We start from the raw sequence: 20,101 nt of genomic DNA on the forward strand, positions 1-20,101 counted from the left end.
CCGAGCACCCCTCGCGGGGGCGTTGGCCGCCGGCCGGGTCGCGGACTTCAGGCGCCGGCCGCGTTCGCGATTCCGAACGGCACGTGGACGCTCGGGGTGCTGGACGCCGTTCCGCCGAGGTGGCCGACCTGGTCGTCGAAGAATATGTGCGGCTGGAGGGTGGCGATGACGGCCGATTTGTCGATGCCGCCGAGGAAGAACGCTTCGTCGACCCGCAGCCCCCACTTCTTCAGGCTGCGCACGGCCCTCTCGTGGGCGGGCGCGTTGCGTGCGGTGACCAGGCAGACGCGTACCCGCGGCCGGTAGTCGGGGCGGTCGCGGTGTTCCTCCTCTTCCCGGCGCTGGATCCGGTTGATCCCGGCGAGGAAGTCCCGCAGCGGGCCGGGATCGTGCGGGGTGGCCGCGTTGAGGACCTCGTGCGCCCGGAACCCGTCGATGCCGTCGGCCTGGAAGACGCGCTCGGAGCTGTCGTCGGCGAGGACCCCGTCGAAGTCGAAGGCGATGCGCAGCTCCGGGTCCTCCGGGTCGTCGGCGCAGGCCGAGTCCAGCACGTGTCCGGCGGGGAGGCCGGCGGCGACGGCCTCGCGGACGTCCTGCGCGTTGGCGGACAGGAACAGCGACATGTTGAGCGCCGGCATGAAGCGGTGCGAGGAGCGGCCCGGCCGGAAGATCGCGCGGGTGATCGGCAGGCCGTGCGCCTCGACCGAGTGCATCACCCGCAGTCCGGTGTCGGGGTCGTTGCGGGAGAGGATGATCACCTCGACGAGCGGGTCGTCGGGGTGGCCTGCGAGGTCGTTCAGCGACAGCAGGCGGCGTATGAAGGGGAAGGCGACACCCCTGTCCAGGGTGTCCTCGCGGTGTTCCTCCTGATAGCTGCGGTAGGCCTGTTCGCCCTGCTCACGGAAGACGGCGTCGGATTCGGTCAGGTCGAACAGGGCGCTGGAGGCGATCCCGACGACCAGGCGCCGGGAAAGGTCGTACCTCATGCCTCTCCCCTGCCCTCATGGGTGCTCATACGCCGACAACGACCCTTCCCGAACGGGAGTTCCCCCGCGCCGCGGACCGAGCGGTGTTCGGGCAGGCGGCGATGCCGGCCCACGAGCACGGCCACCGGTGCCGCCGAGTGCAGCCCCCGACCCCCCGGCGTCGGGGGCGTGCTGCGCCGGACGGGCCGGTGGGCGGGGCGGGTCAGGCCGGGACCGGGGTGAACGTGTGGAGTTCGTCCGCGCCCTCGCGCACGACCCCGTACGCCCCCTCGGGGACCTCGTTCCAGGCCCCGGGAAGGTCTCCCAGCGGCTCCGACACCACCAGGCGGGTCTCGTCGGACACCTCCTGGAGGAACTGCACTTCGGGGTGCAGGGCCCGCAGTGACTCCACCCGGGAGCTGTAGAACAGCGACCGGGCATTGCCGCCGCTGGCATAGCGGAATGCCCAGATCGCCCTGCCGTCCGTCACGGCGACGGTCATCTGCACGGGGTCGTCGACGCCGTGCTCGCGGCCGACGCGCTCGACCAGGCCCACCATCTTGGCCACCGCGCGCGGAGGGTCGTCCTCGAGTCCGAAGGTGAGGGCGAGGAAGAACATCATCTCCGAGTCCGTGGTCCCCTCGATGTCCAGGAAGAGGGTGGGGTCGACGGCCAGGGCCAGGTCCCGCCGCATCCGGTGGAAGTCGGCGATGGCGCCGTTGTGCATCCACATCCAGCGGCCGTGCCGGAAGGGGTGGCAGTTGGTCTGCTGCACCGCCGTGCCCGTCGAGGCCCGGATGTGGGCGAAGAGCAGCGGGGACATGACGTGCCCGGCGATCTCCCGCAGGTTGCGGTTGTTCCAGGCGGGGCCGACGTCGCGGACGATCGCGGGTGTGCTGATGGTGCCCCCGTGCATGTACCAGCCGATGCCGAACCCGTCTCCGTTGGTCGTCTCGACGCCCATGCGCGCGTGGAGGCTCTGGTCGATCAGGGAGTGCTTGGGTTTGTAGAGGATGGTGTCGAGGAGCATGGGACTTCCCGAGTACGCGAGCCACCGGCACATGATCGATCACCCTTTCTCGTGGCCGTCCGTTCGATCATGCGCGGCGCCGGTGGCGCGGTGCATCACCCGAGCGGGGTGAGCGCGGAGAGCGGTGCGGCGCGCCCGGTTCCGGGCCTGGGGCGCCCCCGTGTGCCGGTGTGCCGGGCCGGGCGGGCCGCGCCGCGGGTCACCCCCGGCAGGTGATCCCCGGGCCCGGGGTGCGCGTTACGGTCGTGCCAAGGTGCCGACGCCCCCAGACGGCAGCTCGGCCCACGCCCCGGCCCGTGACCGTGTCGCCGGGCCCTGCGACAGGAGCTGACGTGACCAGAGAAAACGACAAGCTGGATGAACTCGGCCCCATCGACTACCTGGTCGTCGAGTTTCCCGGCAGCCACCTGACCGGTGAGGGAATGCCGCTGCTGGTCGATCTCGTCGAGCGCGGGATCATCCGCATCCTCGACCTGACCTTCTTCACGAAGCTCGAGGACGGCACGGTGGAGGGCATCGCCCTGGCCGATGTGAACGGCGACGGCAAGCTGGACCTCACGTTCTTCGAGGGCGTGTCCTCGGGGCTGATCGGCGAGGAGGACATGGCCGAGGCCGGCTCCCTGCTCCAGCCCGGGGACTCCGCGGCCGTGCTGCTCTACGAGAACACCTGGGCCGCGCCGCTGGCCGCCGCCCTCCGCCGCGCCGACGCCCGGATGATCGCGAGCGGGCGCGTGCCGGTGCAGGACGTGATCGAGGCGCTGGACGCGCTCGAATCGGCGGCCTGAGGGCTCCGGACCCCCTTCCCCTCCCCGCCACCGCCACCGCCACCGACATCCGACATCCGACATCCGACATCCGACATCCGACATCCGACATCCGACAGAGGCAGGAAACCATGCCCGGACTCCTTCGCGGCGTCGCGCGAACCGCCGTCGTCGCCGGTACGGCCACCGCCGTCTCCAACCGAGTCTCCCGCCGCCAGGCCGGCCGCTGGGCCCAGCAGGACGCGGAGCAGGCCCAGGCCGCGTACGCGCAGCAGCAGTACGCGGCGCCCCCGTCACCCCCGGCGCCCGCCGCCGCCGAGGTCGGCATGGACGACAAGATCAGCCAGCTCAAGGAGCTCTCGAGCCTCAAGGAGCAGGGTGTCCTCACCGAGGAGGAGTTCGCCGCCCAGAAGGCCCGCATCCTGAGTTCCTGACCGGCGCGCCCCCGGCGGGGCGGCCGTCGGGCCTGGTCGCGCGCTGTGATGCGTGCGCGACGCTCCGCGGCCGGCCCGGGAGCCGCAGGCGAAGGACGGGCTCCGGGCGCGCGGACACGTCAGCTGCCGAAGGCGAGGTGAACTGTGCCGGACACACCCCGCGGGGACAGGGACACGGACCCGCTGCGGGACCGCGTCCTCACGCGATCGCTGCTGAGGTCGGCGAGCGCGGACCCGCAGCACCTCCCCGAGTTCCTCGCCGCCTTCGCCGTACGGCACATGGGCCCGGCCGCGGCACGCTCGGTGGCCCGGATGCGCGAGGTGCACCCCGGCGCCGCCCCGGCCGAGCTCAGGACCCGGATCCTCACCCGGGGGAAGCGCCGGACCGTGACCGAAGGGGCCTTCGTCGGCGGCCCCTTCCTCGTCCTGATCCCGTTCGCCTTCTGCGTGGCGATCCTCAGCCAGGCGCGCACCTGCCTGGAACTGGCAGCCCTCGACGGCCGGGACCCCAAGGAAGCGGAGCGAGCCGCCGAACTCCTCGTCCTCCAAGGCGTGTACGAGGACGCCGGCCGGGCACGGACCGCTCTCGCGAAGATCCGCCTCCCCGAAGAGGGCGGCGCGCCGGAGACCGGACCGGCGCCACCGGGGCGCAGGGCTGCGACGTGGCGGCTGGTCATGCGGATGGCACGCCTGCTGGGGCTGATCTCCCCGGAGGAGGAGCCACCGGGGCGGCTGCCGCGGTGGCTGGTCCAGACCGGGCGGTACACCTTGCTCGCCGCCGTACTGCTGGTCGGCATGGTCGCCCCCCTGGTCTGGATCCCGTACATGGCGTCGTCGTACAACCGGTCCACCGACCAACTCCTGGCCCGGGCCACCGCCTTCTACTTCGGCGAGGCACCTGCCGCCCGGCCGGGGCGGGCCGCGAGGATCGAGCCCGGGATGGTGGCGTCCGCGCTCAGGGCCCTGCTGTCGGTGCTGGTCCCGGTGGGGTTCGTCATCGGCGTCCTGATCGCCAACCTGCGGCTGGCGGACCGGGGTTGGCCGGTGCTGGCCATCGCCCTCACCGTGGCGTCGATCGGGATGGGAGCAGCGTGGCACTGGCGCCGGCGACGGCGCAGCCCTGCCGGCTGACGCCGCACGGACAGGTTCGCGTCCGCCGCGCTTTCACGCCAACTCCGTTGTAAATCTGCTGAGTTGCTGTGTCACTGGCCTATGTTCTGGGGACATGTCGGTTCGCCCCAGGAGGCCCGGTTGCAGTCCAGGCGCTTTCTCGCCCTCACCCGTGCGTTACGCCGCTCCTATCTGCTCATCGCCTTCAGTCTCGGTTCCCTGCTGGTCGGGCTGACCCCCTGGTTGGGGGTCGCGAGCCCGGCCCGCCCGTCGCCCAAGCCGGCGCCCGTCCCCTTCGACCAGCAGACGGCGGTGGCTTCCCCGCACCACCCCATCGCGCCCGCCAATGCGATGGAACCGGCAGCTCCGGTTCTCGACAGGGCCGGTTGGACGGCCACGGCGAGCGATGAGGAGACCGTCGGCGAGAACGGCCGCGCCGCCAACGTCCTCGACGGCAACACCGCCACCATCTGGCACAGCAAGTGGACCGGAACCCCCGCACCGCTGCCGCACAGCATCACCATCGACATGCACCGCACGGCGGTCGTCTCGGCGCTGGTCTACCTGCCCCGCACCGGCTCGGCCAACGGCCGCCCCGGCGAGTACGGCATCAGTCTGAGCGCGGACGGACAGAACTGGGGCAGCCCGGTCGCCACCGGTACGCTCGCCGACGACGCGAGCGCGAAGACCCTCGGGTTCGCCCCGCAGGGCGCCCGGTTCGTACGGCTGACGGGGCACACCGAGGCCGGCGGCCGCGGGCCGTGGACCTCCGCCGCCGAGATCAACCTGCTGGGCGACCCCGGAACCCCGGCCGCCACCGTCGACCTGCCCCGCACGGGTTGGACGGCCACGGCGAGCGACGAGGAGACCACCGGCGAGAACGGCCGCGCCGCCAACGCCCTCGACGGCAACACCGCCACCATCTGGCACAGCAAGTGGACCGGAACCCCCACTCCGCTGCCGCACAGCATCACCATCGACATGCACCGCACGGCCGCCGTCTCCGCCCTCGTCTACCACCCCCGCTCCGACGGGCCCAACGGGCGCGCGGGCGCGTACACCGTCGCCACCAGCACCGACGGCGCCACCTTCGGCGCCCCCGTGGCCTCGGGCACCTGGCGGGACGACGACACGGCCAAGACCGCCACCTTCACCCGCACCGTGAACGCCCGCTACATACGCCTCACCGTGACCAGCGAGGCCGGCGGCCGCGGCCCGTGGACCTCCGCCGGCGAGATACGCCTGAGCGGGCCGGCCGACCCGGCGGTCCACGGCTCCTGGGACCGGATCACGGGCTTCCCGCTGGTGCCCGTGGCCACCGCCGTCCTGCCCGGCGACAAGATGCTGGCCTGGTCGGCGTACGCGATCGACCGCTTCGGCGGCAGCAACGGGTACACCCAGACCGCGATCCTGGACCTGAAGACCGGCAAGGTCACCCAGCGCCGCATCGACAACACGGGCCACGACATGTTCTGCCCCGGCATAGCGATGCTCGCCGACGGCCGGGTGCTGGTCACCGGCGGCAGCAACGCGGAGAAGGCCAGCATCTACGATCCGGCCACCGACGTCTGGTCCGCGACCACCAGCATGAACATCGCCCGCGGCTACCAGGCCATGACGCTGCTCTCCACCGGCGAGGCCTTCGTCCTCGGCGGATCGTGGAGCGGAGCCGGCGGCGACAAGGCGGGCGAGGCCTGGTCGCCGGACACCCGCACCTGGCGCAAGCTGCCCGGCGTTTCCGCCGCCCCGGCGCAGACGGCCGACCCGGCGGGCGCGTACCGGGCCGACAACCACATGTGGCTGCACGCCACTTCGGGCGGCAAGGTCCTCCAGCTGGGTCCGAGCAAGCAGATGAACTGGATCTCGACGGCCGGCAGCGGCAGCATCACCGCCGCCGGCAACCGCGCCGACAGCCCGGACGCCATGACCGGCAACGCCGTCGCCTACGACATCGGAAAGATCCTCACCCTGGGCGGCTCGCCCGCGTACGAGAAGACCCCCGCCACCCGGCTCGCGTACACCGTGAGCATCTCGGGCAACCAGGTCCAGTCCGCCCGAACCGGCGACATGGAGCACGCCCGCGGTTTCAGCAACAGCGTCGTCCTGCCGGACGGCAAGGTGGCCGTCTTCGGCGGGCAGGCCCATCCGGTGCCGTTCAGCGACGCCGCCTCGGTCCTGACCCCCGAGCTGTGGGACCCGGCGACGGGCACCTTCACCCCGCTCGCCACCATGGCCATACCGCGCAACTACCACAGCGTGGCGAACCTGCTGCCGGACGGGCGAATCTTCTCGGGCGGCGGCGGGCTGTGCGGTGACTGCGCCACCAACCACGCCGACGGGGCCGTGTTCACGCCGCCGTACCTGCTGGGTGCGGACGGTTCGCCGAAGCCGCGACCGGTGATCTCCGGCGGTGTGCCCCCGCGGGCCGCGCCCGGCGCGTCGCTCACGGTCAGCACCGAGGGCCAGGTGGCGTCGTTCGTCCTGATGCGGGCCGCTGCCGCGACCCACTCCACCGACAACGACCAGCGGCGGGTGCCACTGGTGTCCACGGCAGCGGGGGACGGCACGTACACGGTGTCCATCCCCGCCGACACGGGTGTGGTCCTGCCGGGTACGTACATGCTCTTCGCCCTCGACGCGCAGGGCGTGCCGAGCATCGCCAAGTTCGTGACCGTCGCCTGACCGTCGCCTGACCGCCTCCGACCGCCCGGCCGTTTCCCCCTGCCATCCGATGGGCCGTCAGTGACACGGCCATGGCACGGGTCAGCACTGGGCGTTCGGGGCGCAGGGCCGGCTCAGGAGATCGCGTACCACTGGCTGCCCCAGCCGGTGTTGATGGTGCTGGTGGACTGTTCGGCGAGGTTCACCTTGGCGGGCAGGGAGGTTTGGCCGGTCAGCAGGGTGCTGTAGCGCAGGAGCGGCGGGGTGAGACCTGCGTTGACGGAGATCCCGGCGCCCGTGGCCTTGAGGGTGAGGAGGTTGGTGGCCCAGGTGCCGTTGAGCAGAAGGGCGATGAAGTAGGTTCCGGGTTCGGCCGTGAACGGCTTGGCCAGCGGCAGCGGTTTGGCGATCGGGTCGGTCATCAGCTGCGGCGAGATGTCCGCGGTGGCCGCCCGCAGGGTGCCGGAGGCGTCGTACACGCCGAGGTAGCAGTCGGCCAGTTGGGCCTGCGGATCGATCCCGGCGAGCCCCAGCCAGATGTTCGACCACGTGATCCGCTCGTGCAGGACGATGCGGACGAGGGTGACCCGGCCGCCGACCCCGGCGGGGGACTGGGCGGTGACGTGGCCCGCGTCATTGGGGTCCCCGGTCCAGGCCAGCAGGTTCTGGTCCTGCGGCAGCGGCGCCTGGACCACGCGGGACCCCGGGGAGGCGGGCGCCGGCGAAGAGGCGGTGGCCGGGCGGCTGTCGGCGGGCGCGCTGGTGCAGCCGGTGAGGACGAAGAGCGCGGTGAGCGCGGCGCAGAGGCCGGCGAGGGTACGGGTGTGCATGATCTCCCCTGGTTTCGGACGACCGAGTGTACGAGCGGCCGCCGCATGCGAACCACCGTTCCCCCCTCCCCCGTGCGTACGGGCCGGGTCAACCCGCCGCCTGCTGCCGGCGGCGCCAGAACGGGGTGTCCCAGCGCTGTTCCCTCCGGTACTGCACGGCCCGTGCGCGCAGGTGCTCCTCGTGGAGGGCGGTGATGCGCCGCGCGTACGCGGCCAGGGCGCCGCTGTCCCCCGCGTGGTCGGCCAGGATCGCGCGCGCCCCTTCCATCCCGGTGGCCAGGGCCATGACGATGCCGCGGGCCGCGAGGGGGTCGGTGGCGGTGGCGGCGTCGCCGACCGCCGCCCAGCCTGGACCGGCGGCGGGGCGGGTGCAGGAGGCGCCGGCGGCGGTCACGCTCAGCCGGCCGGGCGGCTCCTGCCAGGGGTCGATCGGGTGCCGGATGTGGCCGGTGGCCCGGGCCCGGTCCCACCACACGTCCCGGTCGTGCAGGAGCAGTCCGGTGACGAGGTCGGCGTCCGTCATGGCCATCAGCACCCGCCCGCCGTCCGGCAGCGGCGCGGTGTACCACCAGCCCCAGGGAGTGGACTCGACCAGCGAGGTGCGCTCCACCTCGGCCGGTCCTCCGTCCGGTGCGGCGAGGATCCCGGCGACCGCGGTCAGCCGGTCGGAGCGGGCGGGGGTCGCGCCGAGGCGGCGGGCCAGCCGGGCCGGCCGGCCCGTGGCGTCGACGACGTAGCGGGCCGCGAAGGTGCCGCCCGCGCCGGTCCCGCCGGTCGCGCTGCCCGCGCCGGTCGTGCCGGTCGTGAGCCGCCAGTGGTCCTGCCGGCGCTCGACTCCCCGGATCCGCCCGGTCCGGCGGAGGGCGCCGGCCGCCTCCGCCGCCTCCAGCAGGGCCGCGTCGAACCGTGGGCGGTCCAGCTGCCGGCCCGGGCCGTAGGGCCCGAGGACGGAGCTCACCTCCGCGGGGCCGTCCCCGCCCCACACGGCCCGTCCTCCGTAGCAGGGTGTGTGTCCGGCGAGGTCGACCTGCCCGAGCACGCCCAGGCGTTCCAGGAGCGGACCCGCCGCCGGGGCGAGGCTCTCCCCGATCCAGGGGCGGTCGGTCGTCGCGGGGGCGAGGAGGACGACGTCCGCTCCGGCCCGTGCGAGGGCCAGCGCCGCGGCGCAGCCGGCCGGGCCGACGCCCGCGACCAGGACGTCACACCTGAGGTCGCAGCCGCCGGCACGGCTCGCCTCGCGGCCGCGGGGCGCCGTCGCGCCGCTCACCGCCCGGCTCTCCCGGCCTGATCCGGCGCCCGGCCCCGTAGTCACTCGGGCTCGGGGGCGGAGCGTTCGGTCTCGACCATGGCCTCGGTGCCGTCCGGGCCGGGCCGGGCGACGATGAAGCCGAGGGTGCTCCAGTGCGCGACCATCTCGTTCATGCCGAGGTCGCTGTCCTTGCCGTCGCCGATGCCCCGGTCCCATTCCCTGAACGCCCCGGCCGCGCCGTTCAGGAGCGCGTCGAGCTCCGATTCGGGCAGCACCTCGTCCGGGCGGGAGGCCGGCCACCAGTAGTTCTGGCACAGGTAGAAGTCGGCCTGCCAGGGCACGGCCATGTACTTGGTGATGTCTCCGGCGACCAGGTCCTCGCGCAGCCGGAACGGAGCGGACCAGGTGGCTGGGTCGTCGACGATGAACGTCGTCTCGGTGCCGGGGTAGAAACCGCCGCCGCCGGCCCGCTCCGTCGCGGCCCGTACCAGGGCGTGCGGCTGCTCTGCGGGCGGCAGGGCCTCGAGCGGCACCGGGGCGGGGAGTTCGCCGGTCCAGTCGGCCGTGAAGTCGCCTGCGGCCCAGCGCCGCATCCGCTCGTACTGGCCCGAGAGCAGGGTCAGCCAGGTCCGCGGCTGGTCGTCCTCCAGGTCGCCGTCGGCCGCGAGGATCGGCATGAAGCCGCTGTTGGCCTGGCTGACGTCCATCGCCCCGGGGGTGCGCAGCCTGCGGAAGACGGCGCGGCGGAAGCCCTTGTCGGTCTCCGCGTTGGAGGCCAGCCGGGCGAAGCGGTCGGGCGCGAGGAAGTTCCCCGTCGGGTCGCCGTGCCGGTGGCGTGCCGCCTTGTTGACCCACGCGAGTGCGATCGGCCGGACCAGCAGGGGGTAGATGTCGCGGGTGAAGGAGACCTCCGGAGGCGAGGGCAGCATGCCCGATGCGCGGGCGGTCTCCAGGACGACGTCGTAGAGGGTGATCAGACTCTCCGTGTGCGAGGCGAAGTCGGTCGGCGCCACCACGACCCAGGCCGACGTCACCGGTACCTGCCGGCCGTCGGGCCCCAGGGCCACGGTCGCGCGGACCGGGCCGTCGGAGACGTCGTCGCACCAGGAGTCGTTGTTGGCGTAGTCGTTGACGGGGTTGGCGGGGCTGGCCGAGAAGGACCTTCCGAACCCGCCGAGGACGAGCAGCCGGCCGGCCTCGTCGGTGCGCAGTTCGCCCAGCGGCACGGGCCTGCCGAGGAAGGTGCCGGTGTCGAACCGGGCGCCCTGGCCGTCCTGGGAGGGGCCGGTCACGGTGCGGGGGCCGGGCCGGACGACCAGGCGGGCGCGGGCGGCGGTGTCGGCGGGGTCGATGTGCAGGTTGCGGCGGTGGGCGTCGGAGGTGGACTGCCCGAAGCGGCCGGCGAACCTGAACCAGGCGCCTTTGGCGTTGGCCAGTTCGACGGTCCAGGTGATCCGGGCCTCGGCCGAGGTGAGTTCACCGAGAACGGCGCCGGCCCGGTCGTAGGCGTACACCCGGAACCGGGCCGCCTGGCGTTTGATCCGGCCGACGCCGTCGCGGAAGCCGCCGTCGGGGTGGGGCCGGCTGCCCGGGGATTCCGGGCCGATGAAGAAGTCGTCGGGGCTGTCGCCGACGCGTGCGATGCCGATCGACGGATGGATCTCGCAGCGGGCGATGTCGTCGAAGTGCACGGCCCCTCCAGGTGGGCGGGCGGTTCAGTGCTGTTCGTGGTGGTCGTGGTGGCCACCGCTGCCCGAGGCCAAGTCCCCCTCCTCGAAGTAGAACTCCCGCTTCACCGTGAACCGCAGGTCGATGCCGTCGGGCAGGCCGGCTCCGCCGTCCAGAAGGGTCGCCGCCACCTGCTGGCCTTCGGCCAGTCTGTCCGCGGGGGTGTCGGCCCTGCCGGGGATGGCGAGCCGCGGGCCCTTCGCCAGGAGGTCGTCGGTGAGCTGCACACCGGAAACGCTCCGGATGTCGCCCACTTGGACGTGGCTTTCGTGGTCGGGCGGTGTGACGATCCGGTGCGCCAGGAACAGCTCACTGCCCTTCCCGAAGGCGAGGTAGGTGAGCGCCGGCGGCCGGGGGTCCTGCTCGTTCAGGCGCCGGAAGTGGACCACGCGCCGGACGTCGACCCGTACGGGGTCGACGATTTCCACGCCGCCCCGTTCGAAGTGGCCCCGGTACAGCGTCCCGTTGAACGAGGTCAGCGCCGGCTGTCCGGCGGGCGTGACCAGGTCGGAGATGCGGAACGGCTCGGGGTTGAGCGTGTAGAGGGCCGTGCCCGTCTGGCGGCGGTCCTCGACGTACACCTTCTGCGCGTTGCCCGCTTCGTTGTCCAGGGTCACTTCGAGCAGCACCTGGAAAGCGTGAACAGGCATGGCGAACATGGGCAGGTGGGACAGGTAGATCGTGTCCTCGCCCACCACCGCCATGCCGTGGCCTGCCTTGGGTTCGACGACCGGCATCGGTTTCATCTCCAGCATGCGGCCAGCTGTCATACCAGCTGGTGGGAGGGATGTACCTACGTCACATTCGAGGCTGGCACACGGGTCCGAAGATCGCCATCGCGGTCCGGGGCCCTGCCGACCGCGCAGGGCGGCGGATAAGCGCGTGTGCTCGCCCCTGTCCTGCGCCTAGGCTCGGCGCGTGAATCCTGTCGCCCTCGCCTGCGCCGCCGTGCCCTTCACCGTCGTTCTGTACGGGGTGGTACTCGGTGGTGCCCGGCTGCGCCGGAACCGGGAGTACCGGGTCATGGCCGAGCGCGCGTCCAGGCTCCTGCGTGACCCCTACCGGGCCGCTGCCGACGAGTGGTGGCAGTCGGACGACACACAGGCCGCCGCGGCACAGCTGGTGCTCGACGGGCTGGTCACGGTCAACCACCGCGGCAACCTGAGCCTCACCGCGGCCGGCGCCGACCCGGCGCGGTCCGCCGGGCACCCGCTGCCGGACAACCTGCTCGCGGCACTGCGCCGGCGTACCGCATCCGCCACCCTCGGCAGCATCGGTCACCGGGACGCCGCCTTCAACGCCGCCCGGATGGTCTTCCACGCTGCCGGGCGCGCCCGCCTGCTGCACGGTATCCCGGTGCCCGCGAGCGACCCCGGATGCCTGTCCCGCACCGGGGCCCTGCTGGTCGCGCTGGAAATGCTGTTCACCGTGTTCGCCATGGCCTCCTTGTCGCCCCGCAGTCCGGTGCAGACGGCGGCCGTCGCCGCCACCGCGGTCGCACTGGTCGCGCAGATCGTCTGGTTCCCCCTGTACGGGCGCCTGCGCACCGCGGACGGCCGGCGCGACCCGTGGGCCGAGCAGGTCGCGGGCATGGGCCGGCACCCGGCCCTCGTGGAGCTGGCACGACGGGATCCGGAGGCCGCGGCCCGGCTGAAGACCAGTCGGCTACGGGTCCGCCGTGGCCGCAACCGGGGCCGCCCCCGACGCCGCCCGGCCCCGACCGTGCCCGATGCCCATTCCGAGGCCGAGCCCGAAGCCCGGGCCCGGGCCCAGGCCCAGGCCTGACCCCACCGCCCGGCACGGCGGTCGGCTCCGGCGGTCGCCACCAGTGGTCCGTGCGCGTGCCGCCGCGCGGAAGACCACCGCGTTCACGTTGCCCGTGTGGCCGGGGAGGGCGTGCCGCCACGACTGTGTGAGGGGGCCGGCGGCGGCCCGCGGTGGTGATCGTCCTACGATCCGGTCGTCGGCAGGCCCCCGACGGGGGATCAGCGGGGAGCGGGGGCGCGTGCATGGGAGCGGTGGAGGCTCTGGAGAAGCTGGCACCGGTCATGCTGGCCTTCGGGTGCGGGGTCGTCCTCGCCCGGCGGAAGGTGGTTCCGGCCGAGAGTTCCAAGGTGTTCGCGGACTACGCGTTCCTCTTCGCCGTGCCGTGCTTCCTGTTCGGGAACATCTACCGCAGTGATCTGGGGGCCCTGTTCCACTGGCGGACCGTCACGGGGTACGCGGCCGCGGTCTGCACCGCGGCCGTGCTGACCGGCGCACTGGCCCGGCTGCTGGGCGTGCGGGATCCGCGCGGCATCGCACTGCGCATCATGGCCGCCGTCCAGGTCAACACGGCCTACTTCGCCGTGCCGGTGTTCATCATGCTGTTCGGGGACGCGGCGCCGATCTTCCCGGTCCTGCTGTTCCAGGTCTGTGTGCTGTCCCTGATCATCATTTCGATCATGGAACTGGGGCGGCCCGGCCGCACCGGGAGCCCGGTCCGGCGGCTGGGTTCGGCCGTCGCGGCCTCGCTGCTGACGCCGGTCGTGGTGGCCTGCAACGCGGGCATCGCGCTCAACCTCCTCACCGTCCCGGTGCCCGGGGTCGTGCTCGACAGCTTCGCGTTCGTCGGTGACAGTGCCTCGCCCGTTGCGCTGTTCGCCCTCGGACTGCACCTCGGGGGAAGCGGGCTGGAGGTCCGCGGCACCACCCTGGAGGAGGTGTGGATCATCGCCGCCAAGTGCGTCGCCCTCCCCCTGATCACGTTCGCCGTGTGCCGCTACGGCTTCGGGGTGGAGGGCGAGCGGCTGAGCCGGCTCGTCCTGATCGCGGCGATGCCGGCGCCGCAGAACCTGTTCGTCTTCGCCCAGCGCTACGACGTCGGTGTCGGCATGTCCGCCGCGCTCGTCGTGAAGAGTTCGGTCGTCGCGCTGCTGCTGCTCCCGCTGTGGACCCAGTGGGCGGTGTGACCGGTGCGCCCCGGGTATCCCGTGTGTCCCGCGTGGCCTGCGACGAGGCCGTGACGAGTCCGTCGCAGGATCCGTGGTACATGTTCATGCCATGAAGAAGATCACTCGCAGACAGGCCCTGGGCACCGCCGTCGGCGCGGCGACCGCCCTCGGACTGACTGCCCTCGTCGCGTGCGACTCGGCCAAGTCCTCGCCGGCCCCCGATCCGAAGGCGCAGCCCGATGTGAGCGCCTCGGGCCTCTCCATACCCGCCAAGGGCATCGACGAGGTGTTCGAGGGGCGCCGCATCCAGATATCCCTCGCCAAGGGGGGCGGCGGGCACGAAGGCCACGGCCTGCCCGCCTGGCCCACCATCAAGATCGACGGCAACGAGCTGCACATCATGCGCAACGCCGACGGCACATGGGTCAGCGTCATCAACCACTACGAGTCCTTCCCCGATCCCATCGCGGCCGCCCGCGCCGCCGTCCGCACCCTCCAAGGGGCCCAGCTCGCCCCCTTCGCGCCCGAGGGAGCCGCGCAGTGACCGTCCGCAAGAGCCAGGCCGCGCTCACCGCCGACGAGAAGCGCGCCTTCACCAACGCGCTGCTCGAACTCAAGCGCACCGGCGTCTACGACCGGTTCGTCGCCACGCACAACACCTTCCTGCGGACCGACTCCGACTTCGGCGACCGGGTCGGCCACCGCTGCCCGTCCTTCCTGCCGTGGCACCGGCGCTTCCTGCTGGACTTCGAGGCCGAGCTCAAGAAGGTGGATCCGAAGGTGTCCCTCCCGTACTGGGACTGGACCGTGGACCGCACCCCCGCCTCCTCGCTGTGGGCCCCGGACTTCCTCGGCGGCACCGGCCGGCCGCTGGACGGCCAGGTGCTCGACGGCCCGTTCGCGTACTCCGGGGGCAAGTGGAACATCACGGTGGGCGTGGACCGGCATGCGTTCCTGCGGCGTTCGCTCGGCGCGGGCGGGGCCCAGCTGCCGACCAAGGCCGAGGTGAACGCCGTGCTGGACATGCCCGAGTACGACACGGCCCCCTGGAACAGCTCCTCGGGCGGCTTCCGCAACCACCTGGAGGGGTGGCGGGGCGCGGGCCTGCACAACCGGGTCCACGTGTGGGTCGGCGGCCACATGGGCACCGCGGCCTCCCCCAACGACCCGGTGTTCTGGATGCACCACGCCTTCGTCGACATGCTCTGGGCCGAGTGGCAGAGGCGCCACCCGAAATCCGCCTACCTGCCGGCCGCCGCCACGCCGAACGTGGTCGACCTGAGGCGCCCGATGCGGCCCTGGAACAACGTGACACCGGCCGACATGCTGGACCACCGCGCGTTCTACACCTTCGACACCGAGGGGGCCGCGCCGCGCCGGCCGTAGACCGTCAGCCGTGGTCAGCGGGCGCCGGCGGGCGGCGATCGGCGAGGTCCCGCCCGCCGGAGGGTCACGTGCGTGGTCCTGCCCGCCGCGGGCTCACGGCGGTGTCTGCCGCCATGCTCCCGGGTAGGCCCGGCGCGGGGGCGGACTGCCCAAACGCCGGGCGAGGTACGGCTCCTGGGCGACGGCGGCACCCGTGGCCATGCTCACGGTGACCCCCACGCACAGCACGATCAGCCACGACAGCAGGACGAACACCGAACCCGTCGAACCGTAGGCCTCCAGTGCCCGGTTGAGGGCGTGCGGCATGTAGAAGCGGGCGGTGAGGGACAGGCTGCCGACCACGACCGCGGTGAGCACCGCGCCGGGCAGCAGTGCCCGGGGGGCCAGCCGGCCGCCGAGCAGCAGGTGCTGGGTCCACCACCAGGCCGCCGTCTGGAGGGCCAGGACGAGGGGGATGCCGAGCCACGTGCCGGCCCCGAAGCCCTGGCGCACCGGGCCCTGCACCACCAGCAGCACGGTCCACGCCGCGAGCCAGACGATCCAGCGCCAGACCGCGACCCGGGCCTCCGTGCGCGGGATCTCCCAGGCGCGTTTGCACAGCCGCTGCATGGCCCGGCTCACGGCGGTCGCGGAGATCAGGACCATGAGCCCGCCGACGAGGCCGACTGCGCTGCGGAAGTCCTCGTCCTCGTCCCGGGAGCCCTTCCCGAGGAGGTCGCCCAGCTGTGCGGCGGCCGGCCCGGTCAGCCCGAAGGCCGTCCGCACGGAGTCGATCAGCTGTTCGCTCACGCCCTCCGGGGCGAACGAGGCGACGACGAACAGCAGCGGCACGGCGGTCAGGAAGACCTGGGCGGCGAGCCGGGTGGCGGAGTCGAAGACGTTCACCGAGATGAGCCGTTCGACGACGTGGGTGATCACCGGGAACCGGGTCTCGGCCCGCTCCTGCTGTCTCTTGGCCGCCGCGATCATCTTCCGGGACCGGGTACGCCACCGGGACGGGCGGCGGGCGCCGCGAGCGGAGGGGGTTCGGCCGCGCATGGGGCCCAATCTCCCACTCCCGGAGCGCGGGGGCCGGGACCCGCGCGTACGCGGCCGGCAGGATCCCCCGTCGGACCCAGACGCGGCCGGGCCGGCCGGCAGATCGGCCGGGTTCCCCGGTCACGGCCGCAGGTCGCGCGCGAGGGCGGTCATCACCGCCCGGGTCTTGGTCTCACCGGTCTGCGGCGGGGTGATCCCGCGCCCCCGCAGGGCCTCGACGAGCAGCCGCCCGGCCTCCGCCGCGTCGGTCAGGTCCGTACGCACCGAGACCTCGAGGAAGCGCAGGCCGTGGCCGGTGGTCCACTCCTCGATCGCCACGGTGCGGGGCAGCCCGTCCCAGTCCTGCTTCCACTTGACGGCGTGCACCGGCCCGAGGGCCGTGAGGCCGCCGAGGCCCGCCCCGGTCAGGCCGACGGCGCCGAGCAGTTCGCGGTGCCGGTCCACGAGCATGCCGTCGAGCGAGCCGGACCGTTCCGCGTCGTGTGCCGCCTCGACGTCCCGATCGGCCTGGAGCGCGGCCGCCAGGACGGGGGCGAAGGCGGGACCGGACCGGTCCTCCTCGACGGTGAACTCCCAGTCGTCGCCCTCGCGGTCCTTCCGCCACGGGGGCGGCAGGGCGGGGCAGGGGCGCAGTTTGACGGTCATGTCGGCTTCCGGGCGGGATCCGCGGTCCGAGCGGTCGCGGCGCAGGCGCAGGATGACGCCGCGGTCCAGCAGCGGCAGTGTGACGCCGGTGCCGGCCGCCTGCTGCGGGCGGTCCCAGAAGTGGATGGAGCGGCGGCGCCCCTCGGAGCGGTCGGGCCCGAGGGTGTCGAGGGCCGCGGCGGCCTCCGCACCGGCGAAGCTGATCTTGAGTTCCGCGGCCTTGGCCTCGGGGGCTTCGGTCACTGCGCTGCCTCCTCCAATACGCGCTCGACCAGCTCTTCGAGGGCGTCGCCGGTGTCCGGGTCGGCGAATTCCACGGTGCGGCCGTCCACGGTCACGGTGTACCGGTAGCCGTCGGGGACCCCGGTCGGGGTCCCCGCTCCCGCCTCGGCGAGGACCTGGCGGGCGAGGCCTTCGAGTTCGGCCGCGTCGGGCCGGCCGGCGGTGTCCAGCGCGGCCCGGCGCGTGATTCCGGCGATGCCCCCGCTTCGGGTCACCTCGATGCGCATGGCGCCGGTGCGACGGGGGCGGGGGCGGGGGCGGCTGTGCTGCGGGGCGGGGCCGGCTCAGCCATTGCCGTTGACGCCGACGTGCGCCCAGGCCTTGATGACCGCCTCGTACTCCGTCCCCCGCCCGTAGCGCCGCTCCGTCGCCGCGGCGGTCGCCCGGGCGAAGTCCCGGAAGCCGGCGCGCGGGGTGAGTTCACGCGAGGTGAGGGTGTCGAACCAGATCTGGCCCGCCCGTTCCCAGGCGAAGCCGCCGATCTGGGTGGCGACCAGGTAGAACGCGCGGTTCGGGATGCCGGAGTTGATGTGGACGCCGCCGTTGTCGAAGTCCGTCTCGACGTAGCCGTCCATGCTGTCCGGCTGGGGGTCCTTGCCGCCGAGCAGGCGGTCGTCGTACGCCGTGCCCGGCGCCTTCATCGAGCGCAGGCCCTGGCCGCGCACCGCGGGCGTGAACAGTCCGGCGCCGATCAGCCAGTCGGCCTCCTCCGCCGTCTGGCGGCGGGCGTACTGCTTGACCAGGCTGCCGAAGACGTCCGACACGGACTCGTTGAGCGCGCCGGACTGGTCCTCGTACACGAGGTCGGCCGTGTACTGCGTGAAGCCGTGGGCCATTTCGTGGGCAGGGATGTCAAGGGTGAGGGTGAAGTCGTTGAAGACGATGCCGTCGCCGTCGCCGAAGATCATCTGGCGGCCGTTCCAGATGGCGTTGTTGTACTTCCGGCGGTAGTGGACGGTCGCGTCGAGCGGAAGGTTCCGGTCGTCGATCGAGTGGCGGCCGTAGACCTCCTCGAAGAAGGCGAACGTGAGACCGAGGCCGTCGTAGGCGCGGTTGACCGTGCCGTCGGCCACGGGGTCGGCGCCCTCGGTCCGGACGACGTCACCGGGGAGCTCGCGGCTCTCGTGGGTGTCGAAGACCGTCCGCTCCAGGACGCCCGCAGTGACGGGGGCGCGCGTCACCTCCCGCGGCGCGGCGGCCCGGAACTCGCGCAGCCGGGCGTCGACCTCGAGCGTCCTCTCGGCGGCTTCGCGGATCCTCGGGTCGTCCGCCTCGGCGAGGTTCTCGAGGATGTAGGGGGGAAGGACTGCGCAGTGGCAGGTGCCGGACGCGGACGGGCGGTGCGCACCGTCGCCGGCCGGATGAGTGGGATGCACACTGCGAGGTTCCCGCCGGTTGCGGCGCAGGACCGGCGCCACCCCGGGGATCTCACCCGGGGAACCGTTCCGGCTGGTCCGAACAGCCTCGCGGGCCACACCCACACGGCGGTGCGGGGCCTGACGCCGCCGTCGCCCTCCCCGTGGTCCGCTCGGCCCGTGCCGTAGGGAGCCGGAGGGTCAACTCCGGTGAGCGGTGAGGCGCTTGAGATTCCTCCCCTATCATGTGTTCGATTCCGGATCCCCGTGTGCGATTCCGCACCCGGAGTCCGGAGCGAACCATGATGAAAGGCAACGGGGACTTGGGATTCAGATCCAGGAAACGGGCATCGGTGGTCGCGGTGTGTGCCGCCGCGGCGATCGTGGGCGGGCTGCAGATGTCGTACAGCGCCTTCGGAACCGAGGACACCGGCGACGGGCCGGCGGCGGCCTCCGCCGGCCCGGGCATACCGGCGGTCGAGGCGGCGCCCGACGCCCACGCGGAGGACACCGCCACCTCCGCCAGTGACCACACCGCGTTCAAGGGCGGTGTCATGTCGCTCGACGCCGGCGGCGCCCGGTCTGCGGCGGCGCGGGCCGCGGCGGCCGCCGCCGCACCCCAGGGCGAGGGGTGGAAGATCCACCAGGCGACCAAGTGGCTGGCGACCGGCTACACGATCAAGTTCTACGACCAGAAGTCCGCGGACTGGCTGGCCCCCTATGTGAAGGCGTCGGCGGCAGACCTCCAGCGCATCACGAACCTGCCCGTCACCGTCGACACGCGTCCGGTGGGCTGGGATTACGCCAGGCCCAAGGGCGAGGTGGTCATGGGTGTGCTGCACCACCCGTGCAAGCCGCCCGCAGGCGAGGGCACCATGGGCAGCACGGGGTGGACGGTGGTCCGGGACGGGTCCGGGACGGCGAACCTGAGCTGCGGCTTCACCAGCTCCTCCGTGCCGGAGACGGTGACCAGCGGACACGCCTACATCGACGACGAGTTCTTCACCCCGCAGGGCAAGCCGTCCGCCTCCATGGGCGAGACGTACATGAAGAACCACATCAGCCACGAGCTCGGGCACACCCTGGGTCTCGCGCACGCGAACCGCAGCCTGACGAAGGGCGACTGCGTCAAGGGCACCGACTCCGGCCAGTTCCCGGTCATGTGCTCGCCCGCGTACGCCTACCAGGACAAGCGGGCCGGCACGTACGTCCAGCAGTTCGACGTACAGGGCCTGCGCCGGCTCGCCGCCGGGGGCGGGGCCGCGCTGCCCCCGCAGGGCAAGGTGACCGGGCTGGGCGGCAAGTGCCTGGACGCCAAGGGCGGCAAGGCCGACAACGGCACCCAGATCCAGCTGTACAACTGCAACGGCACCGCGGCGCAGTCCTGGATCCTCTACAAGGACGGCACGTTCCGGGCACTGGGCAAGTGCCTGGACAACTCGCGCAACGCCAACACCAACGGCAACAAGATCCAGCTCTGGGACTGCAACGGCTCGGCCGCCCAGCGCTGGTCGGTCAACGCCAAGGGCCAGATCGTGAACGCCGGCACGGGCAAGGTGCTCGACGTGAAGGGCGGCTCGACCGCCAACGGCACTCCGGTCCAGCTGTACGCGGCGAACGCCGACAAGCGGCAGGTCTGGGTGGCTCCCAAGTAGCCCCCGGCCAGGCCGGCGGCCCGCTCCGACGCACAC

General features: G+C 72.8%; 19 protein-coding genes. 9 read left to right on the plus strand and 10 right to left on the minus strand.

The window, feature by feature from the left end; translation table 11 throughout:
* Positions 1-47: 47 nt before the first annotated feature.
* Both AC068A_RS27820 and AC068A_RS27825 read right to left on the minus strand, forming a co-directional pair.
* A complete protein-coding gene (locus AC068A_RS27820; protein ID WP_478588991.1) occupies positions 48-986 on the minus strand; it encodes a 5'-nucleotidase in 939 nt (312 codons plus the stop codon).
* A 202-nt stretch (positions 987-1,188) separates the two neighbouring features.
* A complete protein-coding gene (locus AC068A_RS27825; RefSeq protein WP_478588992.1) occupies positions 1,189-2,028 on the minus strand; it encodes a class II glutamine amidotransferase in 840 nt (279 codons plus the stop codon).
* 299 nt (positions 2,029-2,327) lie between these two features.
* On the opposite strand from AC068A_RS27825, the gene AC068A_RS27830 reads away from it, so the two are divergent.
* The 4 genes from AC068A_RS27830 (at position 2,328) to AC068A_RS27845 (ending at position 6,985) form a co-directional block, all read left to right on the plus strand.
* On the plus strand, positions 2,328-2,780 hold the full coding sequence (locus AC068A_RS27830) for a DUF6325 family protein (RefSeq protein ID WP_478588993.1): 453 nt from the start codon (positions 2,328-2,330) through the stop codon (positions 2,778-2,780).
* A 110-nt stretch (positions 2,781-2,890) separates the two neighbouring features.
* Complete coding sequence (locus AC068A_RS27835) at positions 2,891-3,193, plus strand: SHOCT domain-containing protein (RefSeq protein ID WP_478588994.1); 303 nt, start codon at positions 2,891-2,893, stop codon at positions 3,191-3,193.
* A gap of 144 nt (positions 3,194-3,337) precedes the next feature.
* Positions 3,338-4,324: a hypothetical protein gene (locus AC068A_RS27840; protein WP_478588995.1), complete on the plus strand. Its 987-nt coding sequence runs from the start codon at positions 3,338-3,340 to the stop codon at positions 4,322-4,324.
* Positions 4,325-4,444: 120 nt separating this feature from the next.
* Entirely contained in the window at positions 4,445-6,985 is a 2,541-nt protein-coding gene (locus AC068A_RS27845; RefSeq protein WP_478588996.1) for a discoidin domain-containing protein, read from the plus strand.
* A gap of 113 nt (positions 6,986-7,098) precedes the next feature.
* Here AC068A_RS27845 and AC068A_RS27850 read toward each other — a convergent pair whose 3' ends face one another.
* From AC068A_RS27850 to AC068A_RS27865, 4 genes are all read right to left on the minus strand, one after another.
* Entirely contained in the window at positions 7,099-7,794 is a 696-nt protein-coding gene (locus AC068A_RS27850) for a hypothetical protein (RefSeq protein WP_478588997.1), read from the minus strand.
* An 88-nt stretch (positions 7,795-7,882) separates the two neighbouring features.
* A complete protein-coding gene (locus tag AC068A_RS27855; RefSeq protein WP_478588998.1) occupies positions 7,883-9,061 on the minus strand; it encodes an NAD(P)/FAD-dependent oxidoreductase in 1,179 nt (392 codons plus the stop codon).
* A gap of 41 nt (positions 9,062-9,102) precedes the next feature.
* A complete protein-coding gene (locus AC068A_RS27860; protein ID WP_478588999.1) occupies positions 9,103-10,734 on the minus strand; it encodes a LodA/GoxA family CTQ-dependent oxidase in 1,632 nt (543 codons plus the stop codon).
* A 24-nt stretch (positions 10,735-10,758) separates the two neighbouring features.
* Entirely contained in the window at positions 10,759-11,526 is a 768-nt protein-coding gene (locus AC068A_RS27865; protein ID WP_478589000.1) for a hypothetical protein, read from the minus strand.
* Positions 11,527-11,689: 163 nt separating this feature from the next.
* Here AC068A_RS27865 and AC068A_RS27870 point away from each other — a divergent pair, with 163 nt between their 5' ends.
* The 4 genes from AC068A_RS27870 to melC2 all read left to right on the plus strand — a co-directional run bounded on the left by AC068A_RS27870 (position 11,690) and on the right by melC2 (position 15,090).
* Positions 11,690-12,556, plus strand: coding sequence for a hypothetical protein (locus tag AC068A_RS27870; RefSeq protein WP_478589001.1), 867 nt, complete (start codon positions 11,690-11,692; stop codon positions 12,554-12,556).
* 224 nt (positions 12,557-12,780) lie between these two features.
* Positions 12,781-13,722, plus strand: coding sequence for an AEC family transporter (locus AC068A_RS27875; protein WP_478589002.1), 942 nt, complete (start codon positions 12,781-12,783; stop codon positions 13,720-13,722).
* A 91-nt stretch (positions 13,723-13,813) separates the two neighbouring features.
* Positions 13,814-14,248: an apotyrosinase chaperone MelC1 gene (melC1, locus tag AC068A_RS27880; RefSeq protein WP_478589003.1), complete on the plus strand. Its 435-nt coding sequence runs from the start codon at positions 13,814-13,816 to the stop codon at positions 14,246-14,248.
* Complete coding sequence (gene melC2, locus AC068A_RS27885) at positions 14,245-15,090, plus strand: tyrosinase MelC2 (RefSeq protein ID WP_478589004.1); 846 nt, start codon at positions 14,245-14,247, stop codon at positions 15,088-15,090. The genes melC1 and melC2 overlap by 4 nt, the downstream gene beginning before the upstream one ends.
* A 93-nt stretch (positions 15,091-15,183) precedes the next feature.
* On the opposite strand, the gene AC068A_RS27890 is transcribed toward melC2, so the two are convergent.
* The 4 genes from AC068A_RS27890 to AC068A_RS27905 all read right to left on the minus strand — a co-directional run bounded on the left by AC068A_RS27890 (position 15,184) and on the right by AC068A_RS27905 (position 18,347).
* Positions 15,184-16,128 carry a YhjD/YihY/BrkB family envelope integrity protein gene (locus tag AC068A_RS27890; protein WP_478589005.1) on the minus strand — a complete coding sequence of 315 codons (945 nt, stop codon included), beginning with the start codon at positions 16,126-16,128 and terminating at the stop codon, positions 15,184-15,186.
* A gap of 120 nt (positions 16,129-16,248) precedes the next feature.
* Positions 16,249-17,016, minus strand: coding sequence for a hypothetical protein (locus AC068A_RS27895; RefSeq protein ID WP_478589006.1), 768 nt, complete (start codon positions 17,014-17,016; stop codon positions 16,249-16,251).
* Complete coding sequence (locus AC068A_RS27900; RefSeq protein WP_478589007.1) at positions 17,013-17,282, minus strand: protealysin inhibitor emfourin; 270 nt, start codon at positions 17,280-17,282, stop codon at positions 17,013-17,015. The genes AC068A_RS27895 and AC068A_RS27900 overlap by 4 nt, the downstream gene beginning before the upstream one ends.
* 57 nt (positions 17,283-17,339) lie before the next feature.
* Positions 17,340-18,347: a M4 family metallopeptidase gene (locus AC068A_RS27905; RefSeq protein ID WP_478589032.1), complete on the minus strand. Its 1,008-nt coding sequence runs from the start codon at positions 18,345-18,347 to the stop codon at positions 17,340-17,342.
* Between the two features lie 416 nt (positions 18,348-18,763).
* Between AC068A_RS27905 and AC068A_RS27910 the strand changes: the two genes are divergently transcribed.
* Positions 18,764-20,065 carry a ricin-type beta-trefoil lectin domain protein gene (locus tag AC068A_RS27910; RefSeq protein ID WP_478589008.1) on the plus strand — a complete coding sequence of 434 codons (1,302 nt, stop codon included), beginning with the start codon at positions 18,764-18,766 and terminating at the stop codon, positions 20,063-20,065.
* Positions 20,066-20,101: the final 36 nt, after the last annotated feature.

The organism is Streptomyces sp. NPDC043854 (genome assembly GCF_056436005.1).

Coding starts and splice junctions, on each gene's coding strand:
- AC068A_RS27900 (WP_478589007.1), bottom strand. CDS start 17,282: ATGCGCATCGAGGTGACCCGAAGCGGGGGCATCGCCGGAATCACGCGC.
- AC068A_RS27820 (WP_478588991.1), bottom strand. CDS start 986: ATGAGGTACGACCTTTCCCGGCGCCTGGTCGTCGGGATCGCCTCCAGC.
- AC068A_RS27835 (WP_478588994.1), top strand. CDS start 2,891: ATGCCCGGACTCCTTCGCGGCGTCGCGCGAACCGCCGTCGTCGCCGGT.
- AC068A_RS27825 (WP_478588992.1), bottom strand. CDS start 2,028: ATGTGCCGGTGGCTCGCGTACTCGGGAAGTCCCATGCTCCTCGACACC.
- AC068A_RS27890 (WP_478589005.1), bottom strand. CDS start 16,128: ATGCGCGGCCGAACCCCCTCCGCTCGCGGCGCCCGCCGCCCGTCCCGG.
- AC068A_RS27875 (WP_478589002.1), top strand. CDS start 12,781: ATGGGAGCGGTGGAGGCTCTGGAGAAGCTGGCACCGGTCATGCTGGCC.
- AC068A_RS27865 (WP_478589000.1), bottom strand. CDS start 11,526: ATGCTGGAGATGAAACCGATGCCGGTCGTCGAACCCAAGGCAGGCCAC.
- melC1 (WP_478589003.1), top strand. CDS start 13,814: ATGAAGAAGATCACTCGCAGACAGGCCCTGGGCACCGCCGTCGGCGCG.
- AC068A_RS27850 (WP_478588997.1), bottom strand. CDS start 7,794: ATGCACACCCGTACCCTCGCCGGCCTCTGCGCCGCGCTCACCGCGCTC.